Here is a 24,742-nt window from a genome sequence, read left to right on the forward strand (position 1 = left end):
CCATGATGACTGAAAATTATCGTTTTGTTGAACAGGTACGATCTGCTCCGCCCTCGTGGGCTAATGATGAGATCCTTCGTTGGGATGATTCGTGTTTCCGTCGCGAGAGAGATTTCATCACCCGTCATTACTGGACGACACAGGGTAGCATCAACGTCTTTCGCATTATTGGTACTGATCACCCACAGTATGCCGGTATGAGTTGGCTGGAGCTGCTGGATCGTGGAAAGCGGATGGATATCAACATTCCTCTGCTGGAAAAGAACCCTGGCTATTACACGGAGCCAGGGCATAAACGGTCGAGCATGAATTTTAACAGTCTGGATGGGATTAATTGGTTTATCGGCTCAGATGGTAATCATCGCAGTTGTCTGGCGCGCTTTTATTTTCACGTCAATGGCCAGGGGGTAACGCAACTGCATGATGTGACGATGAATCACTATGATATCGACCACCCGTATTATGAAGCGTGCAGTGAGATGCGAAAGATTATCGATGCGATGGCTCAACTGGGCATCTATTTGAAGCTTGAGGTGCGGAACCAGGTTGTACATCGTGACGATACGCCAGGATGGAAGTTGGATCATTTTCAGATAGAGGCGCAACTGCACCAACTCGGGGAGCATGATCTCCCTGAGCTATTCGCCGTCAGCTACATGCAAAATGCACAAGATGCCCGAACGTGTCTTTCTGTACTGAAACAACGTTATGAAGAGCGCCTGAACTCGCAACAGGTAAAACCTGGACGAGCGAGATCGAGCTGGATGCGTTGGTTAGGACTGGGGACATCGCATGAAAGAAAATAACGGCAATCCCATTAGATGGACCACTAAGTGGTACTTCAGTGCTGGCTCTGGCTATTCTGTGGCGGTCAGTCATGGTGAGTTTGATCTCGAGTTGGCTCAACGTGTTGCGGCATTTCAACAGGCATCTTTGTTTTGGGAGCATAACGCATTAATTCTGATGCTGGGTCCTACCCGTATTGAGGTGCAAGACACTCAATTAACGATTGCTCGGTTGTTTCCTGAGGCGCTTGAAAGATGCAGGGTAGCTTGCTTTCTGGAGCACGTTTCTGCGAGTAATGGCGAGATCATATCGATGGCTCTGAAAAGATTACATGGTGAAGAGTACTGGCAGATGATGCCAGTTCATTTAAGTGAGATGCATCGTGTCCCTGAGCTGCAATCATTCTCCTATGTTTCCAGTCGCTGTGCGCTTTCAGATTCTTCAAAGGAAGGTGATCGGCATGAATAATAAAGCTCAATGCGCGATAGCCTCGCTTTTTTTCGCCGTAACACTTTCAGGATGCAGTACCAGCAAAGAGCAGATGCTGCCTCCGGGCGATAGCACCATGCTAGAACTGTGGAACGGTGGTGCGTCAACGACTCAAGACAGGCATGAAGGGCGCACTACACTGCGGCGCACCCTGACGGATACTGACCAGGCGAATGTGTTGCGGGAGGCGGAACACTATAGCCGCACCCAGGAGAATGAGATCCAGCAGACGTTTCCTCGTCTGCCGAATCCTGACCTGGTCATGTATGTCTATCCCCATCTCAGTAAGGGTAATACTCCGGTGCCGGGGTATAGCACGGTATTCCCGTTCTACAGCCAGGTGCAATATGCCCTGCCGGGTGAACGGACGGAGGCATTTTAATGTTTTCACTGTTTCAGCGTAGAACGACATCTTCAGATGAAAATCTGAAAGGGAATGGGCCATTTGCGGTAAATGGCCATGAACCGCTTAGCCGTGATGGGCGATTAACTGAGAGGGATGAACAACAACTTTATGGCGTTGCGCCTTCCATTATTGACTATATGCCCTGGGCGGAATATCTCTCAGCGGATCAATGCCTGCTGTTGGATGATGGTGTCTCCGTTGGTGCGGTCTATGAAATCATACCCGTAGGCACGGAGGGGCGACCAGCTGAGCGCCTGGAAGAGATCCGCGATGTGGTTGAAGATGCCTTGCAGGATAGCTTGCCTGAGTTGGATAGTCACCAGTGGGTCGTGCAGCTTTACTGCCAGGATGATACGGATGTGACGGCGTATATGGATAAGTTACGTGGTTATGTCAAACCCTGGGCGGAGGGGACGGCATTCACACAGGCCTGGCTGGCTGAAACCGATCGCCATATGAAAAGCATTTCGGCAGAGAAAGGCCTGTTTGACGATAAAATTGTCACGGGTGCACCCTGGCGCGGACAAACCCGCCGCACACGTATGGTGATTTACCGCTATGTTGAAAAGCAGTCCCGCGATCCGTTACCGCCGGCGACCATGCTGAACCAGGTCTGCGACCGTTTAACCTCAGCATTGTCCGGCGCCGGTATTCGTTGCCATCGGCAAAATGGTGAACAGATACATAACTGGCTGCTACGCTGGTTTAACCCTAAGCCGGAATGGGTTGCGCCCGAACTGCTGTACCGTACAGCGTCACATGACGACGGCGCACCCGATTCTCTTCCTATATTGAACGATTTTAGCGAAACATTGTGGTTTACGCGGCCGCGCAGCGATGCCGAACGTGGAGTATGGTGGTTTGATAATGTGGCGCACAAAGCAGTACCCGTAGAACGGCTGAGAAAAGCACCACAGACGGGGCACTTGACCGGTGAAGTCAGGCGTGGAGAGAACATCAATACGCTGATGGATCTGATGCCGCAGGGAACGGTTATTGCGATGACATTGGTTGTTCAACCTCAGGATGTTTTAGAAGAGGAGTTCGCCAGCCTGGGTAAAAATGCAATGGGCGAAAATGTTGAATCTCAGCGTGTACGCGCAGATGCGGCAACAGCCAAAGAGTATCTGGGTGAGCGGCACAAACTGTATCGCTCATCGTTGACGTTTCTGATCAAAGCGTCAGATCTGGATACGCTCGACAAACGCTATCTCGATATTAGTGCCAAGCTGCTCAATGCCGGCCTTCAGCCGATCAACCCTGAACATGATGTTGCGCCACTCAATGGCTATCTGCGTGCTTTACCGATGTGTTTCAACCCTGAAACGGATCAAAACCACTGGTATACCCGGCTGACGTTTGTACAGCACTTTGCCTGCCTGCTGCCAGTTTTTGGCCGTGATACGGGAACGGGTAATCCCGGCCTTTCCTTTTTCAATCGCGGAGGGGCGGCATTGTCATTCGATCCAATGAATAAGGCAGACAGGACACAGAATGCCCATTTACTGTTGTTTGGACCGACAGGTTCGGGTAAGTCAGCGACATTGTGTAGTGTTTTAGCGCAGGTGATGGCTATCCACCGTTCACGGCTGTTTTTACTGGAGGCGGGAAACTCGTTTGGGTTGCTTGGCGATTACTATGAGTCATTAGGGTTGACGGTGAACAAGATCAGCATCAAACCTGGGCGTGGTGTCTCACTGGCACCGTTTGCCGATGCTCACCTGTTGTTACAGGTAGATCCCAGAGAACTCATTACTGATGAGTTGTCTTTGCCTGAGCTGGATGATGATGCAAAAGAGCCGGATGATGACGATGAGGAAAAGCGCGATATTCTGGGAGAAATGGAGATAGCTGCACGTCTTATGGTCACGGGGGGAGAGGCAGCAGAAGAAGCCAGAATGACGCGTGCCGATCGGGGCATGTTGCGTGAGGCTATTCTGGCTGCGGCGAAACAATCGTATGAAGCTGGACACCAAATGTTGCCCTCGGATTTGATGTCTGCGTTGGAGCATATCGCCCGAGATAACACCAAGGACAGTGAGGGGCGAGACCGCCGAACGGCAGCACGGCGTGCGCGTGCTGAGGAGATGGCTGAGGCGTTGCGCATGTTTACCGAAGGGTTTGAGGGAGAACTGTTTAACCGCCCAGGAACGCCCTGGCCAGAAGCGGATGTCACTATCATCGATCTCGGTACATTGGCGCGTGAGGGCTATGAAGCACAGATGGCCGTCGCTGTTATCGCCCTGGTGAATACCGTCAATAACATCGCTGAACGTGATCAGTACCTGGATCGTGAAATCAATATGGTGATCGATGAAGCCCATATTGCGACGACGAACCCCCTGCTATCACCGTATATGACTAAGGTGGTGAAAATGTGGCGTAAATTGGGGGCGTGGCTCTGGCTTGCAACACAGAACCTGGCGGATTATCCGGATACATCGGAAAAAATGCTCAATATGGCAGAATGGTGGTTGTGTCTGACCATGCCACCGGATGAAGTGGAGCAAATCTCGCGGTTCAAAAAGCTGAATGAAGAGCAAAAGGCGATGTTGCTCTCTGCGACAAAGTTACCCCGATGCTATACGGAAGGTGTGGTTCTGGCTAAACGGGTAGAAGCCTTATTCAGGGCCGTTCCTCCCAGCCTTTACCTTGCGTTGGGGATGACTGAAAAAGAAGAAAAAGCGGAACGCCGGCAACTGATGAACGAACATGGCTGCAGTGAGCTGCAAGCGGCTTTTCTCGTGGCGAAGAAGCTGGATAAGGCAAGAGGGATTATGACCGAAACGGAGGCTGCGTGAAGCGATTAACGATGTCTAAACCTGAAGTGGTGCCGGATAATGCACTCCCGTTTTCTGTCCTGTTTGCTGTGCCTCCGCAGGGTGTTGCCCGTATTGGTGAAGGTGATTCACTCCAACTTGCGAAGTTGGGCGATGAAGTCAGAAAACGCCTAGTCTGCCCGGCTCAACTTTCGGTGTTACCTCATCGTGTAGGAAACCGTTGCTGTGTTTCGGTACATATCAGCGACCCGACAGGAAAGGCACTTGATCTCCTGATTACGGTTGCCGGCAATACCGTATGGCCAGATGATAATGAATATGCCCGCGGCGTGCGTTGGTACATCAATGTCTCCGATGCGACAGACATGATGTGGTTGCTGAAGGCTATTGAGTGGGTGACAGGCGAAAAAGGGTAAATCGGGAACTGGTGCGGGATTCGCAAAAGCTTTTCTTTGCGGAGCCTGCGCCAGTTGAACAAGCCGCAGGCGCGTTAGTGGGGTGAGGTTGTCGGTACCATCCTATTTTTTATGGTGGCGGTGCATGCTATAACCACATGATTACTCAGTCCTATCGGTATTACTCACCATGAACGTTTACAAACTTTCCGCAAAAACTCAGGCCTATTATCTGATTGAGAAGAATGACTATGAACAACGTACTTCGCGTCGTCCGCCGTGGTACAAAACAAACGCCAGCGGGAATCCTCAATACTTTGCTGTTTGCCCGGCCTGCAATAACCCTATTCAGATAATCGGCCTGTATAAAGCACTGGCCAATACCCCTAATCCCTATGGCAAGCATTGCGGCAGTTCCGTGTACGGTGTCGGTATTTATGACAACGAGGCGTATCTGTGGTGCCCTTATTCGAATACTAAACGCGATGATGGCGATGGCAGACCCAGACGTGCGCCAGGCATACTGACGCAGCAAATCCTGTCTATTCTGATCAATCATTTCGATAAAGTCGTCTGGTTACTCAGTCGGGCGACAGGGATAAAGATTGATGAGGGATTGGCCAAAAGCATGCTACAGCAATATCGTCGGGAGGAAGGGTGGCTGTATGCACGGGCGACATTGATGAATATCCCCTGGGTTTTTCTTTATATGACCGATTTTCAGGCGATCCTGTATAAAAAAGTGGATGCAGATCTGGCGAATGAACTGGTGAGCCGAACATCAGGTCGTTTGTGCTACAGCGACAAAGGCTATGTGATCAAAGATGCAGCCTGCCGGGATTATATTGAGCTTGGTATTTACCAGACGCTGCACCGTTCCCGAGTGGAAGAAGATGAACTGGTTGAGATGATGGATATGGTGTTTACCCTAAGAGAGGGAAAGGAAGCGCCAACAGAAATCTATCGTCAGACGGTTGGTTTTGACTTTAACTATTTCAATAACCTCGTCAACTTCAGTCACTGGAAATCTTCAGCATTCAATGACGCATTGCTGGCGCTGGCCAAAGAGACCTTGGGAGATTTGGTCAATTAACGTAGGGAAGGGAATGTCCCCTGAAGTGTGTGCCACCACTCACTTTCCAGAGGAGGGACTTCGCCCTGTTTTTCTGCTTCTTGCAGGCAAAGCAATATGTGTTCCAGTGACACAAAAAATACATGATGATTGTCCTGCATGACAAAGTGTGTTGCGGGTAACTCGATAGAAGGTAACACGATCCCCTGTGGGTGAGCCTGAGAGGGATTTTTTTTGTCTGACATGTGGGCTTTCCTGTCACGCTTTTACAGTGGAATACTGTGTCCGTTTTTGCCCAGAATTACAGCGCTAAACTCATTTTGTGCTGGATATAATTTCTTTCGGTAATTGTGATTACTTCAAACAGAGTTGTTGCTTCTCTCCCGTAGCTGGCTATCGAGAATGGTTGTTTACCTTATAAGGAGAACACATTCATGCGATACCCTTTCGAGCTTGATCCCCAGATTATTCATCACATTATATACAGTCAGGCGGGTTCTCTGGGTAAAGCCCTGATAGAGCTGCTGATGAACAGCGTTGATGCGCAGGCGTCTTCAGTATTATTGACGGTGTCCCAGGAGGGATTTACCTGTACTGATGATGGCCATGGTTTTGCATCAAGAGATGATGTGGTGAATTACTTCGGTCGTTTCGGCACACCGCACATCGAGGGGGATGCGACCTACGGCCGCTTCCGGTTGGGACGTGGGCAGATTATGGCGCACGCCAGAACATTGTGGCGCTCACAGTTCTGGCAGATGCATGTCGATACTCGCCTCATGGGCTATCACTATGACCTGGAAGATCTGGGAGAAGGATTATCTGGCTGTCAAATCACTGGCGAATGGTATGAACCATTGAGTGAGGCTGAATTAATGTCAGCCATTCAGGAAATCCGCGATCTGGTTCGCTATACCCCGATTCGTGTAGAGCTCAATGGACGGTTGATCACCCGTAATCCGGCTACGGAGAAATGGGATGCTGAAGATGAGTTCGCCTGGTATCGCGTACGTGAAGAGGGTGCGGTATCCATCTATAACCAGGGCGTGCTGGTACGTCATGATCCCGGACATATGTGGGGTGTTGGCGGCCTGATCGTCAGTAAACGTGCTATCGGACTCAATGTTTCCCGAACAGAGATCCTCCGTAAAACCTGCCCGATATGGCAAGGTATCGCTAAACGCTTTGGTGAGTTGGCCGCCGCGCTGGCGAATCAGCTTGGCCACTACCGTAAAACAGAGTCCCGGAGAGAGAATGCAGCACGTTCTCTAATGGCAGGAAGTCGCTCACTGGTCACGTTGTATTGTGATGAAGAGGTCATTACGTTATTACCTGGGAAAAAGCATGTCACATTGGTCGATTTTCTGAACAAATGCCGGTGGCAGCGACCTGGAGGATATGAAGGATGTTTCACCATCGCCCGTAGCGAGGATATTCCCCGTGGCGAGTTGTTGGCCGGTGCCAATATTGTGGTGGTGATGCACCCAATTACACTGACCCGGTTCGGCTGTTACAGCAACGATGAATTTATTGAGTGTCTGGCTCAGATCCATAATAACTTGCGTGAGCGCGATCGGACCGAGAGGGGCGCGTGGTATGTCGAGAGAGCCTTTGAACCTGCCATTATTGATTTCAATACGTTGAGTAATGCTTTTGTCGAACGAACTCAACTGGTCAGGGAAAAGGATGCGCTCGACGCGGAAACCCTTCGAGCCTGGAGGTCGTTACGTTGGTGCCTGATTCAATATGCTCGTCGTTGCACCGGAGGTAAAGGTCGCTGGGCAAACTACACCCGTGGTGGAAAAATTTTTCATATCCTGTTAGGGGAATCGACGTCAGCTGAAGCCTGGACGGATGGTGAAAACTACATCGCCTATAACATTAAAGTGGTTCAGCGATTACGTATCGATCCATTGCGAACTGCGAGTTACCTCTTTAGCCTGACGGAGCATGAGATTGCCCATGAAGGGGACAGTATGGACTGTGGCCATGATGAAGCATTCTATCAACGTTTCCATGATGTCAGTATCCGTATGGCGGAAGAACGTCAGCGATACATGCACGTTTTTCTGATGAAATACACCACCAGTATGGAGCGTGAAGGTAAGAAAGCGGCAGGGAAAGCCTGGCAGGAACGTTTTCTGGTCGACCGGGTTGGCAGCGGCCGTGAGAAAAGGGGGTTACCCCGGCTCACCGATGAAACAAAAGTAAGTGAAGAGATCAATGAAGTTGTTCCGGATGAACCTGCGTCGCTGATTACGTTGATTAACCTGCAACTACGGCAACAGTGTGGCGCCAGGCCTGAACCTGACTGGAATGAGGTTATGCTGGAAGGGATTGTTTCAGAAATCAAGCAGTCCCAGCAGAAAAACGTGGAAGATGATGGCGAGTGGCTTGATTGGGTGCTTGGGGGCTCAAAGGAGAAGGAACGCATTGATGACCGTGAATACCAGGAGTTTATGGAGCAGGTTAACCTGGATATGCATAAGCAGGACCAGGAGGAGCGAGCCAGAATGCTCTCCGTTCTCGGGATCAATTCAGCCCTTCTGACAGAGGATATTTTTTATTTCCTGTATTACGAAACATCAGATGATGATGATTTGCGGGCAGCATGGCAGGAAAAACGCTGGGAGAAGGAGCAAGATCCTGATGATGAACCGGAACCGCTTATACCAGAGCAGTGGAAACCTTATATGCATCCCGAAGAAACACGCTGGATGATCGAAAGAAACGCAGCGGCGGCAGGGTTCTGTGGCTGGCAGGCGGAGTTTAACTATTTACGTTGGCGATCTGAGCAAGATCATGACATGTTGGGGGAGTAAATTCCCCCTTGTTTCAGGTCGCGTAAGCTGTATTACTCTTATGGCATAGGGCTACATAATCTGACAGACAGCTTCGTGCCAACAGCGGACATTACTGGCACATGGTATGTTAGTTTAGGGGACAGGTTATGCCCTGTATTCAGCCGTGATACAATAGTTGCGCAATTCATACAAGGAGACGTCACATCGTGAAAATTGTTTTCGAGGTTAATGGAAAGAAAGTCCCACTAAAATCTTTAAAATACATAAGCAAAAAAGATCAACTCGAAGTAATGAAAAACTGGTTCTTTGAAAACTTTGAAGATCCGGCAAATGCTTGTCCGTATGAAAGTAGAGAAGGTGGCTATGCTTACATATATGGCGGGCCGTATGATGCGAGCGAAGAACTACAAGCCATCTTCGATCAATATGTCAAGGCTGAGTATATCGAGGAATTAGTAGATGACTTACAAACACAATGTTTTGACTGGTCTGGAAACTCAAATAATATAGATGATTGGTACGATGATGATATTTACGACGCTGTAACGTCTTCCGGTAATCCGTATTTAAAATTCATTGACAATATCGATAAAATAAAAAAACTTGCAAAAGATAAAACTGAACAACAGCAAAAAGACCACTTGCTTAGTTTGCTCTACACGAATGTTATTACAGCTTTGGAAACGCTTTATGTTGAACTATTCATTAACTCTATAGAGAAAGATGATGTTTACATAGCCAATTGTATAGAAAAAGGTAAGACTGAATTTAAAGTAAGCAAAGATATTGCTGCGTTGCCTTTCAAGGGTGAACCCATCGAGAAAATTAGGGGAGAGCTAATCAGGTCAATCAAGGAACACTTGATCAGTGCAAGCTGGCATAGCACTAAAAAGGTAATCGACCGCTATGAAGCTACATTCGATATAAAAGTACAAAAAGACTGTCCGATAGAAGCTATTGAATTGGCAACCCTCAATCGAAATCACTTAGTGCATCGTGGTGGAAAGGATAAAGAAGGGAACCTCGTAGTGATTAAAGACCAGGCTCTTGAAACGCTGATTGAAAATGCATCGAACCTGGCAATTATGCTCTACAACAGTTTAAATGTAGCAACGAATAAAACCACCATTTTACAACCAAATGACAAACCGTTCATTCATGAATTTTAATAGCGCAGGTCATACATGGATATTCGCACACGAAAGACAAAATTTTTAGAGTCGTTAGATTCAACTGAAGTGATACTCAAAGCAGTAAGTCTCGCTATAGATTGCATTATTGATAATAATAATAGCAATGAAGATACCCCCTTAGTTATTACCAGCTATGATGATTTCTGTAGAATACAGGTGCTAAATTATGTACAGGAATTTTGCGAAGCTGCATTCCCCGATATGGATGAATATTACTTTAATCCTAACATACTTCGCATCAACGGCAAGACTAGTGAAGAAGCTTGTATTAACTTAATTAAATTTTTAAGAAGTACAAAAGGCATACTATTCTGGTCAGATGCCTCATCGTGGTTCGCTAGCCTCCCCGACGGATTATTCCATGTTGTTAACATTGATCAAAAAATCGTTACTCGCGGCCTTAATAAGAAAAACTCTAAGCCGACAATAATCAATAAAGATTACAGCGTAGATACACTACTATCAGAGCTATTTTTGAATGGCGCACACATGGAGCAAACCAACGTACGCAACGTTTCTGAGGGAGACATGAAGTTCTATAATGAATGCCATGCTGGATTAATCAGACCAATACCCGCTCCAATAGGCGCGTCATACGATGAAGAGATCACAATTAATTCTCCAGATTGGCAAAAGCTCGCGTGTGTAGCTTTACGCCGCTATCAGTCGAAGGAATGTCATGACGGAATGCAATGGGATACAACCGATAATGGTTGGACTGATGTAATCGCGTATCCATTCGTCGAAGAAATACAATCAATGGATAATAGTGGTTATCGACAATGTTTAGTTGGGCTAGTCACAATAAACAATTCAAATGCAAATTCCCCGTACCTATCTACCGTTTGGATACATCCATTTTATCGCAGGGGAAGGTTATTAAGTAAGTTATGGCCAAAATTACAAGAGTTATATGGAAGTAACTTCGAAATTGAGCAACCTAATGAAAATATGAAAGCATTTTTGAAAAGTGTGAAACACGCAAATTACTAATTTATGAATCAGCCTGTGGAGTTAGGGTTGGTGTGAACAAGTAGGGTAACAGCCTCAACGTGATGCTATGCTGACCTGCTCCCTGAGAATTCACACAGAAGGCTGTTAGCAATGTCCGCAGATCGCTCAAAGCAGTCCCTCAGCGTAATGCCCCGTCCGCTCCGTGCCAGAAGCTGACGCATAGGCTGGAAGCTCAAGACTGAATCTGCTTGTGCAGTCTGTTCATTTATTCGAAGATTATAACGTATTGCAGATTTTAGGTATACCTGTTCAATGAAACGTTAAGATCAAGTGCAATATCAGATGCTAACTGCCATTCCAGTGGCCAGTCTCTCTCGACTGTAGCGCGTCTTTTTTGAACAAGCCAGTAAACGAATATTATTACGCTTTGATTGTAGAAAGCATGCCGTTTTTTGCCTTCACTAATAAGTTCGTCTAAACTCGGAGTTTGGGATATGAAACGGTTAATTTTCTCTGGAAGTTTTTCGTCTATTAATTCCGAGAACGTGTCATATATATACAGTGATGATTTTAACCTAACAGATTTTGTACCAGTTAATGATGTAAATAGCTCATCCAAAAAATATTCGAAATTAACCATGGATTTATTGGCTGTTTTTTCTTTAACATCTTTGAAAAAATCATCAGCTGTTTCTATAAATGCCATGGTTTTGGCAATTGTGCGACCTACATGGGGGTCTATAACCGTTTTTTTCTTGTAAGTGACTTCATGAGTCAGTTCAGCGTAAGCGTGCTGTAGTAAAGAACGTATTTGCACCTCGCAGGGTGTATTATTTTTTATTTCCACTCCCTGGTAGATAAAATCAAAATTGCTTCTAACAATAAAATGGTGGGACTGATATGTAAAAAGAGTTGGGAATAATTTCCTTTCTTCATTAAAGTCTCGACATTTATTCGCGTGCCATGTTCCATCCTGATGCGCTTTTTCTATAATTCCGCAAATATCATCTACTTCAGACACCAGCATGACAACAAAGCGAGCCCCAACTTTGTCTTCTATATCTTCGTAGGAATTCTTGTAGCTTTTATCACGATAGAAGGCTTTATCGATCAATGAATCATTTTCTTTAACCCGACTTGATGCCGGGATTTTGAGAAAATTTTTCAGATCTTTATGCATTTCATCGACTAAAGCGGCAGAGATGAAATCTACAACATAGCGACCCCAAGCCTTGTACATGGCTTGCTCATTATGCCACCGTTGCAGAAACTCGCTCTCATTCATTGCTGATTGATAATCCTGTCTTTAATCAGTATGTTAGTCCAGCTAGGAGTATAACCATCCCCCTGCTTTTCCCCTTCGATTACTTCAATAGTAATTAACTCTTCAAAAATCTCCGACGGAGCACTAATCCGAATGTCCTTACTGAATTTTACTCGTCTGTTTTTCAGTTTGCTAGTGATGTGCTGGGTATCCTTAATGAAAGCTTCCACAGGAAAATCTGAATCTTCCAGATACTCGCGAAAATTATCAACATCTTCAGCTTTCATATATGTTTCAGCAAATTTTAAGGGCTCAACCTGTTCCGATTTTCTGGCTTTGAGGTCAGCGAAAAGCGCGTTATGTAAATTTGTGCGTTCCTGTTCATCGATATCCATCTCACTGATAAATTCTGTGGCCAATTCAAAATATTTTTTCGTTGTTCTTGCACTGGATTCAGGATAATCACATCCGAGAAAAGTTTGATAGAAATATTGCGCCGCCGCTTTGCCATCAGATTTATTTATTTGGTAGTCAGAAATTTCCACTAACCATTGCTCGTTTAGGTCTTTAGAATCAACGGCATCTTCGCGGCGGAAGAAACCTGCTGATTTGTAGAGCTTAGTGGAGGGGGTTAGCAGCAGTTCTTCTACATGCTTGAGTGATATTAGACCGGTATTTTTATCCTGATACTTTTCATATCCACTGTGAATGTCAGCCTTGATAATCCCTACAAGGTGTAATTTCTGTGGATTATAAAAAGCACTAAAAACAACAACTATCCCGCCAGACATTCCCTTCCTAGTTTGGGCCGCGCTCAGGTTTGATGCGATCTCATAGCTCGTTTGAATAAATTCTTTCTCCTTAAGGCCATGTAGTTTACTGACAAGTAATGGTGTGGAACCCTTCTTATGGTCGGTAATTTGCATCCTTACTGCTGATGACCCGTTTCCTAACGAATCAACTACACGTCGTTTAAAATCATCCATTGCGATTTTGTCAAACCGGATTAATTCCGTTCCCATGACAGGTTTTTTTTCCTTCCGATTTTCATCTCTGGGAAAAATCTGATGAATGGCAATTTGATCGATTGTAAGTTTTAAAAAATTCATAGGGCTATTTTACCGTCAATTGTTGTCAGGAGCAGAGGTATTCTGAATGTTTGCCCATTCATTACCATCCTTTTCCCAGAGTGCCTGATACGATTTAAACAAAATTTCCACTCTCTCTTGGTCCTGGGGAGATTCGGTTAAAAAATTTAGCTCGTTCTCAAGTTGGTAGAGACCAAAGAGTGTGGATTTTTGCCTTATCCAAAGTTTTTTGTAATCGAATATGGCTAACCACCCATTAATCAATGTTAATACCATACCAATTACCAATGCGGTGTTTTTTTGTCCCGAAACGTGTTCTGGAAGGTCAAATCCCAATGTTAAGGTTATCGCTGCACTGAAAATAATTGAACCGGCAGTAAGCCACTGAAAACGTCTTTTGTTTGCGTTGCACTTTAGTTTAAGGTGAGTGATTTTATTACTCACCATGCCTAGCAGAACGGCTCTTGGGGAATCTCCTGACATACTACCTTCCATAAAATGATGAAATTAAGCTAAATTCCAATCAAATGATTTTTCATTAACTAATTGATTTATAGGTGATAAAAATTTTATTAAGATATTTATTATGCAATCATCACTTTGGTTAAGCATCATGTCAACAATAAAATCAGTCAAATCCGAAAAGTGTCTCATAGGTGTCTGGGCACCGGTCCAGAAGATTGACCTGCTCCCTGTTGATTCACAAAGAACGCTTTAAGCAATGTCCCAGACCTTCAGCATCCGATAGTTGTCCGCTCCGTGCCACAGCGGACATTGCTCACCCAACAGCGAGTCAATCACTAGTCGGCGGGTTACCTTTCTCTCATTGAAAAAATTGCGCTACGATATATATGGATGGGTGAGGTAAAGGTACAGCCACAGTATTTTTTGAACTTAAGGAAAGCCTCGATGCTCAACAAGCAGCAACTAACGAGTTACATATCTTTCTCGGCGGTACCCCTGTCAGTTTTTTGGCTCATCTTGGAACCAGGAATTGAGCCAATTATCGTTGGCTTGTACGGAATAAATAGCATTATTGGGCAGGGTTTCCCGTGGAACACAAAGAAGTATGCTTCATTAAGAAATAAAGGCACTGTTAGTTTTAATTTTAATAAAAATTGCAATAAATATGAATTTGGTAAAGATAATGTTTTTTTTGAGACCCAGTGGTCATCAGCTTCAGATTCTTCTATTCATGCCTATGCTAGAACTCCTTCAGTTCAAGCAGTTGCGGTTGTACCTGATAAAGCTAATATAAACGAAATTCAAGATGCCACGAATTACGAATTTACGGATCATGAGTGTCCACAGAAAGGAGAAATATTATTGCTTAAAAATCGTTTCGGCAACTACGCAGCATTAAAAATATTAGATATCAAAGATCGTTCACGCAATCATGATATAGATGAGCTAACAGTTGAATACGTCATCAACCCCTCAGGTATCACAGATTTCCGATAGTGAATTTAACACGGCAAGCCTAAGGGATGTAGCACTGGACATTTAGAGCCATTACTGGATGGTTATTTTTCAGATAGTCTGTCCGTTTATCGCTCAGGAAGGACAACCATACACAAATCTACCACATTGTAGGAGGTTCGAGTATGAACACGTCACCGTGGAACAAAGATCGTATCATCGGACAAAAAAAGCCGCTTCAGATATCTCATCTCTGGGGGATTCGAATCAGACTTGAACTGGAAGGTAAACGCGCGATCTGGCCCTTTTCAATATGGCCTTGGACAGTAAACTGTAAACTACGAGGCTCTGATCTGGTAAAACTCAAAGTATCAGATGTTACATATGGCAGTTCTGTTTCGAGCAGAGCAACGGTGTTACAAAAGAAAATCGGTAGCCCCGTCCAATTTGAGATAAACAAAGGGACAAGAGAAGCAGTTGCTGCGCTAATAAAACTGGGCAATCTGCACGGTAGAGACTACTTGTTCCAATCTCGAGTCGGTTCTTGCCAACATATCTCAACCCGGCAATACAATCGTATTTTTCATGGGGGGCAGCAAAGCTTGGTCTTGATGATTCGCTCTACAGACGCACTCCATGAGAAGAACAAAACCTTACCTGATATACAAAAAAACCAAGAACTTCCGGGTGATCCAACTTCTGTTAGGCCATAAGAAACTGGAAAGCACTGTCCGTTATCTGGGCATTGAAGTCGATGATGCGTTAGAGATCTCTGAATCGATTGAAGTCTAAGGTTGTCAGGGCTGCAACAGCGGCCCTGTGCCAAAGCGGAACTAGCTAACAACCATTTGTGTTGTTCAACGGGGAACGGGCCACTTCATCTTTCTGCCCTCAGGAAACGAAAAAAGCGCGCCGGATCAAATCTGCTTCACGCGAGTGCGTTAATCCCGTAGCCGAGAAGTTTTAACCCTATTAAGATGACGGATACACTTTCTGTATGAAGGATCCGCCGGTGATAGGCTCACAATGGAATAAATGGGATTTACATATCCACAGTCCCCTGACGTGGCTGGCCAACAGCTATACTCCGGATGATATTGAGGATTATGTTCGCACGCTGGGGGCGCACCAGCTGTCCCTCATCGCCGTGACGAACTACTTTTATTTCCGGCAGAACGAACTGGAAATCGTCCGGGAGGAAATTGCCCGGCAGGGTCTGGCGATCACGGTACTTGCCAACGTGGAATTTCGTCTCGATCAGCAGAACCGGGATGATCAGTTCATTAACGTCCATATTCTCTTTTCAGAAAAGCTTTCAACTGAGCGCATTAATGAAATCCTTTCCCACCTGCCGATCAGGCTGACGGATGGCGAGGGGAAGAATATCTACTGCTATGAGAAAAGCGTTGGCGACAGCGGGCACGGTGTTGATACCATTACGGTTGCACTGTCAGAGCTGACTTCCCATCTTAATTCCGCACTGCGTCCATTCCAGGACTTTCTGATTGCCGTGTGCCCCAACGGCTACGGTGGATACCGTCCGGGGGCCACCGGCCGATCGGCTGCTGCCGCGACCGAGATTGACCGCCAGGGACAGATAATTTTCGGTGGTGTCGCCGATCGTGAATTTTACCTGCGGACCGACCGTTATCTCGGCGCTACAATCAAACCTGTATTTCTGTGTTCGGACGCGCACAGCATGGCACAGATTGGCGGGCGTTATACGTGGGTTAAGGCGCTGCCGACATTTGAGGGACTTCGGCAGGCTCTGCTTGAACCCGAGTCGCGACTGAGGATCGGTGATGACTGGCTGGCCGCCCGCACACCCAAGGCTCACTTCAGTAAGATCGAGGTGGAAGGCAGCATTTTTGATGGTCAGGAGATCCGCTTCCGGCAACTGACAATCCCCCTGAGCCAGGACATGGTTGCCATTATCGGAGGTCGGGGAACCGGAAAAAGTCTGCTCCTAGATGCGCTTCGCTCCCGGTTTGCCGGAGCCGCAGCCAGGGGAAGTGAGCAACGTGCGGTGAATGTGCAGAATCTCTGCGTTGAACTGGACAAGGCCAACGGGGAAAAGGTGCGCTTTGATACGTATTCAGAAGGATATGAATACCTTCACGTATCCCAGGGCGAGATCAAAAAACTTTGCCAGGAGCCCAGTCTTATCAGCGATGAGATTAAAAAAACGCTGCGGCTGTCTTCTCACCATGAGGCCGGCAGTACGGGGGAACTGCTCAACGAAAACCTCAGTGCATGGCGCGCATGGCGCGAGTTTCTTACCTTTAAAAATGAGCGTAATGAGCCGATCAATACGCGTGCATTTCAGGAAGCGCTTGCGAGAACTGCCCGGGAAAAAATTGATGTCCTGACCAGCACTCGTAACAGAGAAATGATCGCGCAGTTTCGTGCCAATAGCGGGCAGCAGGCCACCCTGACACAGGCCAGAAAACATGCCACCGGGCTGCAAACAACGATTGATACTACCGTCCGGGATCTGATTACAAAGATTGACGCCATCAATGCTGCCGTCGATGACGGCATGGTTATCCCGTACCCTGATCTGTCATTGCTGGCCGCCGTTGTCGAGACAAAGCTGGCCAGTATTGACGAGCAGACTGCCCGGCTTGCCGAGGATAATCGCCGTATCATTGCGTCGTTTCAGGAGCAGGGGCTGGGTCAGGATATCCCGGGATTGCTGGAGAAGGTGCAGGCATATCAGCTGCAGGCGGATCGGGCTGAGGAACACCTAAGCACTATCGACGCCCGGGAGACACAGTATCAGCAGGAGTTACTCCAGAGAAGCGAACTGGCTACCGCTTTTATTGACACTCTGCTGGCAAGGCAAGCGGTTATCGATACTGCCTATGCCTCTCTGGCTACCAGACCGCACCTGACTGACGATCAACAGGCGCTAATCCGAGATATTCTGACGGACATTCGTATTTATGGTCGGCCGCATTTTGATGTGGCGGCATTTTACAACGGCATGCTGGATCATATGAACCGCGGCCGGTTCAGGGCTTCCGCTGAACAGACGTCTGTTGAACGGCTGCGTGATGTGTTCCGGGTGCAAACCATTGCTGATTTACATGCACTGCTCTCCAACGCTCCCGTAATCGCACTGCCGGAATGCCCTGACAGAAAACTGTCCATTGAAGAATTTCTGTGGCGCAGTGAGTATTTTAACAGTCAGGGGCCGTATGCCCTCCTGAACTTCCTCTTCAGTCCGGAACATATCCAGCAATACCTGAGCGTCAGGGCGGAGTTTGAATACAAAGGAAAAACCGTCGAGAAACTGTCTGCCGGTCAGCGCGGAACCTTTTACGTCTGCCTCAAACTGGCTACGGATGCGTTTGGCTCACCTTTTGTCTTTGACCAGCCGGAGGATGATCTGGATAACGATTTCATCATGCACAATCTGGTGCCGCTATTCCGGAAAATCAAACAGTACCGTCAGGTCATCATAGTGACTCATAATGCTAACTTGGTGGTGAACTGTGATGCGGAACAGGTGATCATTGCCACAAACGATGAAGAGGTGATCAGTTACCGAGCCGGGGCACTGGAGTACGGCGATCATGACGCACCAAACAGCATGCGCAGAGCAATCTGCGATGTGCTTGAAGGGGGGCGCCACGCATTTGAGGCCCGGGAGCAGAAATACGGCATGCTCTGGCTCAACCCCTTATAGAGAGGAACATTACCCCGGGTCTCTGAGTGGCATTTTACAGTGGCCAGCAGAGATCCGACTTCGCCTGGAGCAGGCGTTGCTGCGAAACCACCTTATCGTGGTGTCAGCCATTACCTACGCGAACTGCGTTTCGGTGGCACCGGCCCGAAGTCCTCACCGCTGCAGAATGTAAAGGGCCATAATATCCGCTCCTCGCTCAAAGCCGACTGTCCTGTATGTCTAAAACTTCATTCTGTGCTGATCATCACATAAGGATTATTACAATAGCCATGTGCCTAAGAACGTATTTGACGGGGAATGGAGTCATACTGGAGATGTAAATTTTCACTATTCCATATAGAGTTGTTTGCTGACGTATTGCATTGATGATTGCACCTTAGACGGGTATCTGTCTAAGGAGTGTTCACTATGATAAGAAGTATCAGCGTGCTGCCGGCCATGTGTTTTGCTTTGAACGCATTCGCCGGTACGGTGATTTATACTGACAGCGCGCACCCCGTTTCCTCAGTGTCTTCAGATATCCCCGTTATTTATCTCGATGCAGTTTCAAAAGCGGAGCAGGACCTGCTTGGTCAGTTGCCCACTGACGCTATGCAGGCTGAAAAACAAGCTCGTGAGATTGTGGGATCGCCTGCCTTTATTAAACAACAGCAGCAAATTCAGGATGCTTACCAGGGCGTTATCCGGGCATGGTCGTTGGGTGTAAAAAAATACCCGGCCATTGTGTTTGATGATCGCTGGGTAGTGTACGGTACCACCGACGTCGACCTGGCTCGTCAACACCTGACGAACGTGCAGGAGGCGAAGCCGTGAAACTTTCTTCTCCTCGTAGTCGGCGGCTGCTTTTGGCTGTCTTGCTCACTGGCAGTGGCTTATGTACCGCCAGTGTCAATACCGCCAGTCTGATGGCCAGTGCAACATCGGTGTCTTGTATTAGCTGGCGTGTAAAAGGGATTTGTTACTGGCTCCTTTGTACCCCATTTGGTTGCTCGATTAAGACGTCGGTAAAAGTAGAACACTTTATTCCTGAAGCGGTGGTTTCTGCCTATGCCAATGAGGGAGAAAATCCCTGGATAGAAATGGCGACAGTGAGCCAGGCAGCAGGAAGTGGTGAAAGTGCACTTGTCGGTTCACTATCCGGCGTTGCGACTGGCGGCGGAAATCAGGAGCTGAAAGCGCCAGGGCTACGCAAGAAAAATCTCCATTTCTACTATGCCGATGCGTATGGCCATCCTGCAACCTCAGCGATCGGCGGTATGGTGCCAGGCTATTCATGCCAGACGGCTGCTACGCCGTTCATTCCGTACTTTATGAGCTCACTTGATGCGCTGGTCTGGCGCAGCGGTATTCCTGAATCGCTTTATCCTGAAGCATTGATCCCCGGACAACGTGAACTGGGGAGCCAGGCATCAGCGAATATGTGGGGGAATGTTTATCCACGTAGTGGCTTTGTAACGCAGCATGACGGGTATAAATCTGCCGCTTTAGTCGCACAGCGTGTTGCTGATGTCATTACGCGCAGTGGGCAGCTTCATGTCTATCAACCTCTGGTTGGACAACGTTCTCCTGGCTACTGGCCTCCTGACCCGGTTCGTGAAAATACCGGGACGCAAAATCATAAATGGCAGCGCTTATCCCCTCAGTTATCCAATTCATGTGCGGTTTTTCCTGACAGTGGTGCCGTTGCACAGAATGGCCAGTATGCCTGGGCATTGTGGCAACCCTATAGCTGTTGCAAACGGCGTGGCCAGACTTTCCTTTACAGCTCCGATTTTTAAGCAGGCAGAATACCAATGAAAACAAAGCAAACGCGCTATTCCCCGTCCGTCTCTATTTTATCCGGCATTCTGGCCATCACGATCCTCGGCACAGCAACTCATGTGGGAGCTGAAATTAATACTTCACCCTCCGGGGCATCTGTCAGCGGTGCGGTCAGTGACGGGCTGTTCTATTCGATCGGTGGCGGTACGGTGATATCACCTCCGTCATCACGAAACAGCATGACGCGTCTGGGCGTTACCGGTGGTTGGAGCAGCGACCTGATGTGCGGCAATTTCGATATGAAAACGACAGTCGGTAATCAGCTTAACGGTATTACCAGTGGCTTTAAGGATCTGATGGGAACCGTGATTCAGGGGGCTACCGGTGCTGTGGCCAGTATGCCGGCGATGGTCATCCAGCGTGCCAATCCTGCGCTGTATGAAATGCTGACCAATGGTGTGTTGCAGGCAGGACTCAGCTTTGACAAGGCCAAGCTGAGTTGCCAGAGCATGGCCAACAAAATGGCCGATTATACCGTGGGTAATAAATGGACTCAGGCTGCAGTTGTGGAGGAATACAAGGATATTGTGGCATCCAGTAACGGCGATGCAGTCAGTAGCGACCAGAAGTTGCAGAAAGCGACAGGGGAAGAAGGGGCCACCTGGATTGGTGGCCAAAAACGCGGTGGAAAGGGACAGGCAGCTATCAGGCCCACCCGGGATTTGGCGAAAGCCGGCTTCAATATGATGAATAACCTGCCAGTGACGAGTAACAGCAGTGTCAGCTCATCAAGCTGCAACGGTACATCATGCCAGCGTTTCCCTTCTTCTGAAAAAGCGGCTGAAGCGGTAGTCAAGGTACTCGGCGATCGCTCGATTCGTACCTGCCGGGATGCCAGTCAGTGTTCAAGTGGCGGCGTGGAGAACGAACCTGGGAGCAGTGTTGCCGGCACGGGATTCTCCCCAATGCTGGAAGAAGCAACAAAAGAAAATACGGAGCAGTTGGTAAAACTGGTTGGCGGTGCTGAAGCGCCGACGGCCAGCAATTTGGCCAAGCTCAAAACAGGCAGCATGGTTGTGACGCGTAGCGTTATCCAGTCCCTGAAAGATGATCCGGACAATAGCGCACTCATTCAGCGTTTAGCCGGTGAACTGGCGATGTCGGATACCGTTGAAACCGCACTGACGATGCGCAGGATGCTGACTACGGGACAATCCGAACCGAATGCAGCCGATCAACCTGAAGCGCTGTCTGAAGGTGACCGGCGTATTGATGCTCTGGACAGGGAGTTGGCTGCATTGAAAAATGAAATGGATATCCGTAAAGCCATCAGTAACAACAGCTTGCTGACCACGCTGGAACGTCAGGGAGTACGTAATCAAGGCAACCGGTTCCAGCAAAAGAGTGGGAGCCAGGATCAAGGCTTTAACGGATTGAGCCAGAATCAGGGAGGGCAGTAACTGTGGCGAACTCTAAGACCAAGCCTTATGGCTACTGGCGGCGTCATCTGCTGTTCTTCATTACCTGGTTGTTACTTATCACGCTATTGATGCTGCTGGCTGCCGTGCTGTTTGAGAACGATCCGGATGGTCAGGGCATAAAAGTCTGGTTGCATGACAGCCGTTATATATTGCTGGCCTGGCGCATGATGGTATACGCCGGACTGGCGTGGCTATGGTTTTATGCTGTTCGTCCCAGACTCATTTCTGCCACTGCATCGCCGGCTTACTTAAGACGACTGGAGTGGTTGGCCGCTGGATTCCTCCTCTTCATCGAGCTGGCCAACTTACGCGCCTTAGTGGCATAAGGAGCGATCGTGACAGCGAATAGTTTTCTTGAATATTTCCTGGTGCTTTTTGGCTGGATATTGAATAACGCCTTCTGGGACATTCTGCTCAGTACCGGGCTCTTTGCGTTGCCGTTGGTGTTTAAAGTGCTAGGTATCTGGCTGAAGGTGAGGGAAGAAGGGGCTGATGAAGGGAACAAGGGGATACTGGCCTTACCAAGGATGGAGCATGCTCTTTACATTGCGTTTTGTATGATGCTGTTTTGTTGCATTCCTCTGCTGCCAGTCGATATCAACGCGATTAAGTTTGACAGCTCCCGGGCGAAACAGTGTGGCATAAACGTGCCGTCGCCGCAGAACTCTGGTTACAGAGGGCTGGTTAATGACTTTGATGGCAGAACGGCTGAGGTACCGGTGTGGTGGTATATGTTGCACCTGGTATCGAAGGGAACGACGCAGGCAATGATAGCGTCAATCCCCTGTGGGGATAATCTGCGTCAATTACGTTTCGAAGTGCAGAATACCAAGCTACGAGACCCTGTATTACTGGATGAAATCCAGTCATTTGCAGACCAATGCTATGCCCGGAGCTATTTTCGGCTGAAGAGTACAAACAGCCAGTTAAGCGATGCGACGATTAACTCGGTGGGTTGGATCGGCAGTAGCTATTTTCTGAATACGTCTGGCTATTACGATACTTACACATCGACAGAGCCACGCAGCCAATGGCCGTATGACAGCCAGCGAGATAGTGGATATACCGACGTCGGCCGCGGAGGATATCCAACCTGTAAGCAATGGTGGTCTGATGGTGATAATGGGCTGAAGAGTAGGGTACTCGCCAATATCAGTGATAGTACAAAAAAAGGGTTGCAACGTAGTGCTGGTAGCCAATGGGAAGAGGCTGCTTTACGTTGGCTGGTCAGCCCCAGAAATGTTGGTCTGTCTGGAATGGGGGAATCCTACACCATCGGTGGTAATGAGAACTATGCAACCGGTGGTTTGTCTGGGGTTTCGTCATTCCTGTCTCGCATGGCATCCACGGCTGGCGTTGGCATGAAGCAAATAGAGGCCGCGCCGGGATTTGATGCGTTGAAGCAAGCGCTTCCAATGATCCAGGCGCTACTGGAAATGATGGTGATTATTTCCATACCGATATTAATGATGTTCAGCGCCTATGAACCTAAAACAGTCGTGACGATTTCTTTTGTGTTTTTCGCATTAGTGTTCATTACGTTCTGGTGGGAATTAGCTGGCTGGCTTGATGACAGGCTAATCACAATACTCTATGACAGCATGGCCGAACAAGGTTTGACAGATAAGTCCCCAATGGCTCCATTGACGGATTTTCTCAGTTCGGTATCAGATGGCTGGATCATGAATCTTGTTATGGGGGCGATGTATATCATTTTCCCTATGTTCTGGATTGGGATGTTCAGTTGGATAGGTGCGAATTTAGGAAGCGCTATCGGAACTTCATTAAGTAAAGGTGCTGAAATGCCTCAGCAAGCAGGCCAAGATGCAGGAAAGATGGCCAAAGATACTGCGATATCACAAGGAAAGGGAGTTATGAATAGTGTAACCAAATCTAGGTGACTTAAAGGGGAAGGGGATGATTAACTTCGTTTTGGTTAATCATCCTGTTTTATATCACCAAAATATAGACCGAACCCCATATGGCCATCTCTATAACCATCGCCTTTGTTTGAATTGCTTTGATGGTGACTGAGTGTATTAGCAACACATGATAATACAATAGCTCCAGCATCATGGGTCGCACTGGGGAGGGCTCCTGTTTCCAGGGTTTTCCGCTTCAGGCCTGTTTCGTCAATGTGACGACGTTTGCTGCAACGAGCAACAATGCTGTCGATGTCATTTGTGTTAAATCCGTCTTTGCTCATACCCTCATCCTCGGATAAAAAATGCCTTAATTAATTGTATCATGTGTGTTTTTTGACCGCAATTGCCATGATGGTATATAAAACAATAAATTAAAGGAGGAGATATGGCTAAGAGCAAGGCGGCTATTTTTCGGCAACGATTCATTGGATTGGCCAATTCATCTCAGGGAAGCGAAGAAGAAATCTGGTTTCGCAGGTGTATTGCCCAGGAGTTCATCAAATTTATGAGAGCCAGTGGAATAAACCTCCACCAAATCAATAATGTCAAAATAAAATATATTGAAAGGTACTTTACTTATCGCTATCACCAGGGCGTAAAAGCTGTGGTGTTGCAACGGGAGCTGTCAGCCTTACAGGCTATTCTTGCGGAAGCAGGGCAGTCTATTAAAGCAGATCCAGAGCATCCACGATTAAATCCACAAGCTTTGGGTATTGCTGGCTCTCGCCCTGAGGTGATATGCCCCTATTGCAATTGTTCCGCTTCATTGGTGAAAGGCTGCGAAATTTACCCTCATCGTGCAGAGCTGGCAAAGCAGTTCTATTGGATATGCCCGCAATGCAAGGCATATTCTGGATGTCATAAAGGACAAGGAAGGCCTCGTGGTACGTTAGCTAATGAAGAACTCAGGCAGTTGCGTAGAAAAGTACATTGGTTATTCGATCCTATGTGGAAAAATGCAGGGATCCAGCGAGAAGATGGATATGTTTGGCTCGCAAGAAAATTGAATATTTCCTTACACTGCTGCCATATTGGGTTATTTGATGTTGAGTTATGTCAAAGAGCTATTGAAATATTGCAATCCAATAAGATTACTTTGAATAATTAATTTCTTATACGTTTATGTTGTCAGTTATCCACATATCCACGGGGAAATAAGCCAGTGAGCGAGCCCCAACCAAGGGGGCTGGCGAACGGGAGCGGTCGGCGAGTGTCGAGCCGATTTTCCCGGTGG

Annotated in this window: 22 protein-coding genes and 1 pseudogene; 18 read left to right on the forward strand and 5 right to left on the reverse strand. The window is 47.5% G+C overall.

Annotation, left to right across the window (positions count from 1 at the left end):
* Positions 1 to 2 precede the first annotated feature (2 nt).
* The 6 genes from E2566_RS04770 (at position 3) to E2566_RS04795 (ending at position 5,949) form a co-directional block, all read left to right on the forward strand.
* On the forward strand, positions 3 to 806 hold the full coding sequence (locus tag E2566_RS04770; RefSeq protein WP_012822418.1) for a hypothetical protein: 804 nt from the start codon (positions 3 to 5) through the stop codon (positions 804 to 806).
* The gene (locus E2566_RS04775; protein ID WP_012822419.1) at positions 793 to 1,254 is read left to right on the forward strand and encodes a hypothetical protein; all 462 of its coding nucleotides are present in this window, start codon (positions 793 to 795) and stop codon (positions 1,252 to 1,254) included. The genes E2566_RS04770 and E2566_RS04775 overlap by 14 nt, the downstream gene beginning before the upstream one ends.
* The gene (locus E2566_RS04780) at positions 1,247 to 1,657 is read left to right on the forward strand and encodes a TIGR03751 family conjugal transfer lipoprotein (protein WP_012822420.1); all 411 of its coding nucleotides are present in this window, start codon (positions 1,247 to 1,249) and stop codon (positions 1,655 to 1,657) included. The genes E2566_RS04775 and E2566_RS04780 overlap by 8 nt, the downstream gene beginning before the upstream one ends.
* Entirely contained in the window at positions 1,657 to 4,482 is a 2,826-nt protein-coding gene (locus E2566_RS04785) for a conjugative transfer ATPase (RefSeq protein ID WP_107168144.1), read from the forward strand. The genes E2566_RS04780 and E2566_RS04785 overlap by 1 nt, the downstream gene beginning before the upstream one ends.
* Positions 4,479 to 4,877, forward strand: a complete 399-nt coding sequence (locus E2566_RS04790; protein ID WP_012822422.1) for a hypothetical protein — start codon at positions 4,479 to 4,481, stop codon at positions 4,875 to 4,877. The genes E2566_RS04785 and E2566_RS04790 overlap by 4 nt, the downstream gene beginning before the upstream one ends.
* 169 nt (positions 4,878 to 5,046) lie before the next feature.
* Positions 5,047 to 5,949 (forward strand): hypothetical protein, encoded by a 903-nt coding sequence (locus E2566_RS04795; protein ID WP_012822423.1) that lies wholly within the window; start codon positions 5,047 to 5,049, stop codon positions 5,947 to 5,949.
* Here the strand turns inward: E2566_RS04795 and E2566_RS04800 are convergent.
* Positions 5,946 to 6,173, reverse strand: coding sequence for a hypothetical protein (locus E2566_RS04800; protein WP_012822424.1), 228 nt, complete (start codon positions 6,171 to 6,173; stop codon positions 5,946 to 5,948). The genes E2566_RS04795 and E2566_RS04800 overlap by 4 nt on opposite strands.
* Positions 6,174 to 6,362: 189 nt before the next feature.
* Between E2566_RS04800 and E2566_RS04805 the strand changes: the two genes are divergently transcribed.
* The 3 genes from E2566_RS04805 (at position 6,363) to E2566_RS04815 (ending at position 10,918) form a co-directional block, all read left to right on the forward strand.
* Positions 6,363 to 8,750, forward strand: coding sequence for an ATP-binding protein (locus E2566_RS04805; protein WP_012822425.1), 2,388 nt, complete (start codon positions 6,363 to 6,365; stop codon positions 8,748 to 8,750).
* Positions 8,751 to 8,938: 188 nt separating this feature from the next.
* The gene (locus E2566_RS04810; RefSeq protein ID WP_012822426.1) at positions 8,939 to 9,901 is read left to right on the forward strand and encodes a hypothetical protein; all 963 of its coding nucleotides are present in this window, start codon (positions 8,939 to 8,941) and stop codon (positions 9,899 to 9,901) included.
* Positions 9,902 to 9,916: 15 nt separating this feature from the next.
* Entirely contained in the window at positions 9,917 to 10,918 is a 1,002-nt protein-coding gene (locus tag E2566_RS04815) for a hypothetical protein (RefSeq protein WP_012822427.1), read from the forward strand.
* A gap of 256 nt (positions 10,919 to 11,174) precedes the next feature.
* Here E2566_RS04815 and E2566_RS04820 read toward each other — a convergent pair whose 3' ends face one another.
* From E2566_RS04820 to E2566_RS04830, 3 genes are read right to left on the reverse strand one after another with little or no spacing between them, the layout of a single operon-like run.
* Entirely contained in the window at positions 11,175 to 12,164 is a 990-nt protein-coding gene (locus tag E2566_RS04820; RefSeq protein ID WP_012822428.1) for a GTP pyrophosphokinase, read from the reverse strand.
* Positions 12,161 to 13,252, reverse strand: a complete 1,092-nt coding sequence (locus E2566_RS04825) for a nucleoid-associated protein (protein WP_012822429.1) — start codon at positions 13,250 to 13,252, stop codon at positions 12,161 to 12,163. Before E2566_RS04825 ends, E2566_RS04820 begins: the two co-directional genes overlap by 4 nt.
* A 15-nt stretch (positions 13,253 to 13,267) precedes the next feature.
* On the reverse strand, positions 13,268 to 13,714 hold the full coding sequence (locus E2566_RS04830; protein ID WP_012822430.1) for an SLATT domain-containing protein: 447 nt from the start codon (positions 13,712 to 13,714) through the stop codon (positions 13,268 to 13,270).
* A 426-nt stretch (positions 13,715 to 14,140) separates the two neighbouring features.
* On the opposite strand from E2566_RS04830, the gene E2566_RS04835 reads away from it, so the two are divergent.
* The 8 genes and pseudogenes from E2566_RS04835 (at position 14,141) to E2566_RS04875 (ending at position 23,484) form a co-directional block, all read left to right on the forward strand.
* Positions 14,141 to 14,692, forward strand: a complete 552-nt coding sequence (locus E2566_RS04835; RefSeq protein WP_012822431.1) for a hypothetical protein — start codon at positions 14,141 to 14,143, stop codon at positions 14,690 to 14,692.
* A 143-nt stretch (positions 14,693 to 14,835) separates the two neighbouring features.
* Positions 14,836 to 15,442: pseudogene (locus tag E2566_RS04840) on the forward strand (tyrosine-type recombinase/integrase).
* 220 nt (positions 15,443 to 15,662) lie between these two features.
* Complete coding sequence (locus E2566_RS04845; RefSeq protein ID WP_043988906.1) at positions 15,663 to 18,341, forward strand: TrlF family AAA-like ATPase; 2,679 nt, start codon at positions 15,663 to 15,665, stop codon at positions 18,339 to 18,341.
* 408 nt (positions 18,342 to 18,749) lie between these two features.
* On the forward strand, positions 18,750 to 19,154 hold the full coding sequence (locus E2566_RS04855; RefSeq protein WP_012822433.1) for a TIGR03757 family integrating conjugative element protein: 405 nt from the start codon (positions 18,750 to 18,752) through the stop codon (positions 19,152 to 19,154).
* Positions 19,151 to 20,119, forward strand: a complete 969-nt coding sequence (locus E2566_RS04860) for a TIGR03756 family integrating conjugative element protein (RefSeq protein ID WP_012822434.1) — start codon at positions 19,151 to 19,153, stop codon at positions 20,117 to 20,119. Before E2566_RS04855 ends, E2566_RS04860 begins: the two co-directional genes overlap by 4 nt.
* A 15-nt stretch (positions 20,120 to 20,134) precedes the next feature.
* Positions 20,135 to 21,562: an integrating conjugative element protein gene (locus tag E2566_RS04865; protein WP_012822435.1), complete on the forward strand. Its 1,428-nt coding sequence runs from the start codon at positions 20,135 to 20,137 to the stop codon at positions 21,560 to 21,562.
* A gap of 2 nt (positions 21,563 to 21,564) precedes the next feature.
* Positions 21,565 to 21,909, forward strand: a complete 345-nt coding sequence (locus E2566_RS04870; protein ID WP_012822436.1) for a hypothetical protein — start codon at positions 21,565 to 21,567, stop codon at positions 21,907 to 21,909.
* A 9-nt stretch (positions 21,910 to 21,918) separates the two neighbouring features.
* Positions 21,919 to 23,484, forward strand: coding sequence for a conjugal transfer protein TraG N-terminal domain-containing protein (locus tag E2566_RS04875; protein ID WP_012822437.1), 1,566 nt, complete (start codon positions 21,919 to 21,921; stop codon positions 23,482 to 23,484).
* Positions 23,485 to 23,519: 35 nt separating this feature from the next.
* Here E2566_RS04875 and E2566_RS04880 read toward each other — a convergent pair whose 3' ends face one another.
* Entirely contained in the window at positions 23,520 to 23,789 is a 270-nt protein-coding gene (locus E2566_RS04880) for a hypothetical protein (protein ID WP_012822438.1), read from the reverse strand.
* A 104-nt stretch (positions 23,790 to 23,893) separates the two neighbouring features.
* On the opposite strand from E2566_RS04880, the gene E2566_RS04885 reads away from it, so the two are divergent.
* A complete protein-coding gene (locus E2566_RS04885; RefSeq protein WP_012822439.1) occupies positions 23,894 to 24,616 on the forward strand; it encodes a zinc-finger-containing protein in 723 nt (240 codons plus the stop codon).
* Positions 24,617 to 24,742: the final 126 nt, after the last annotated feature.

The sequence above is a fragment of the Pectobacterium punjabense genome (assembly GCF_012427845.1).
Taxonomy (GTDB): domain Bacteria; phylum Pseudomonadota; class Gammaproteobacteria; order Enterobacterales; family Enterobacteriaceae; genus Pectobacterium; species Pectobacterium punjabense.

Coding starts and splice junctions, on each gene's coding strand:
- E2566_RS04865 (WP_012822435.1), top strand. CDS start 20,135: ATGAAAACAAAGCAAACGCGCTATTCCCCGTCCGTCTCTATTTTATCC.
- E2566_RS04825 (WP_012822429.1), bottom strand. CDS start 13,252: ATGAATTTTTTAAAACTTACAATCGATCAAATTGCCATTCATCAGATT.
- E2566_RS04820 (WP_012822428.1), bottom strand. CDS start 12,164: ATGAATGAGAGCGAGTTTCTGCAACGGTGGCATAATGAGCAAGCCATG.
- E2566_RS04815 (WP_012822427.1), top strand. CDS start 9,917: ATGGATATTCGCACACGAAAGACAAAATTTTTAGAGTCGTTAGATTCA.
- E2566_RS04880 (WP_012822438.1), bottom strand. CDS start 23,789: ATGAGCAAAGACGGATTTAACACAAATGACATCGACAGCATTGTTGCT.
- E2566_RS04770 (WP_012822418.1), top strand. CDS start 3: ATGATGACTGAAAATTATCGTTTTGTTGAACAGGTACGATCTGCTCCG.
- E2566_RS04785 (WP_107168144.1), top strand. CDS start 1,657: ATGTTTTCACTGTTTCAGCGTAGAACGACATCTTCAGATGAAAATCTG.
- E2566_RS04885 (WP_012822439.1), top strand. CDS start 23,894: ATGGCTAAGAGCAAGGCGGCTATTTTTCGGCAACGATTCATTGGATTG.
- E2566_RS04830 (WP_012822430.1), bottom strand. CDS start 13,714: ATGTCAGGAGATTCCCCAAGAGCCGTTCTGCTAGGCATGGTGAGTAAT.
- E2566_RS04805 (WP_012822425.1), top strand. CDS start 6,363: ATGCGATACCCTTTCGAGCTTGATCCCCAGATTATTCATCACATTATA.
- E2566_RS04780 (WP_012822420.1), top strand. CDS start 1,247: ATGAATAATAAAGCTCAATGCGCGATAGCCTCGCTTTTTTTCGCCGTA.
- E2566_RS04835 (WP_012822431.1), top strand. CDS start 14,141: ATGCTCAACAAGCAGCAACTAACGAGTTACATATCTTTCTCGGCGGTA.
- E2566_RS04795 (WP_012822423.1), top strand. CDS start 5,047: ATGAACGTTTACAAACTTTCCGCAAAAACTCAGGCCTATTATCTGATT.
- E2566_RS04800 (WP_012822424.1), bottom strand. CDS start 6,173: ATGTCAGACAAAAAAAATCCCTCTCAGGCTCACCCACAGGGGATCGTG.
- E2566_RS04775 (WP_012822419.1), top strand. CDS start 793: ATGAAAGAAAATAACGGCAATCCCATTAGATGGACCACTAAGTGGTAC.
- E2566_RS04855 (WP_012822433.1), top strand. CDS start 18,750: ATGATAAGAAGTATCAGCGTGCTGCCGGCCATGTGTTTTGCTTTGAAC.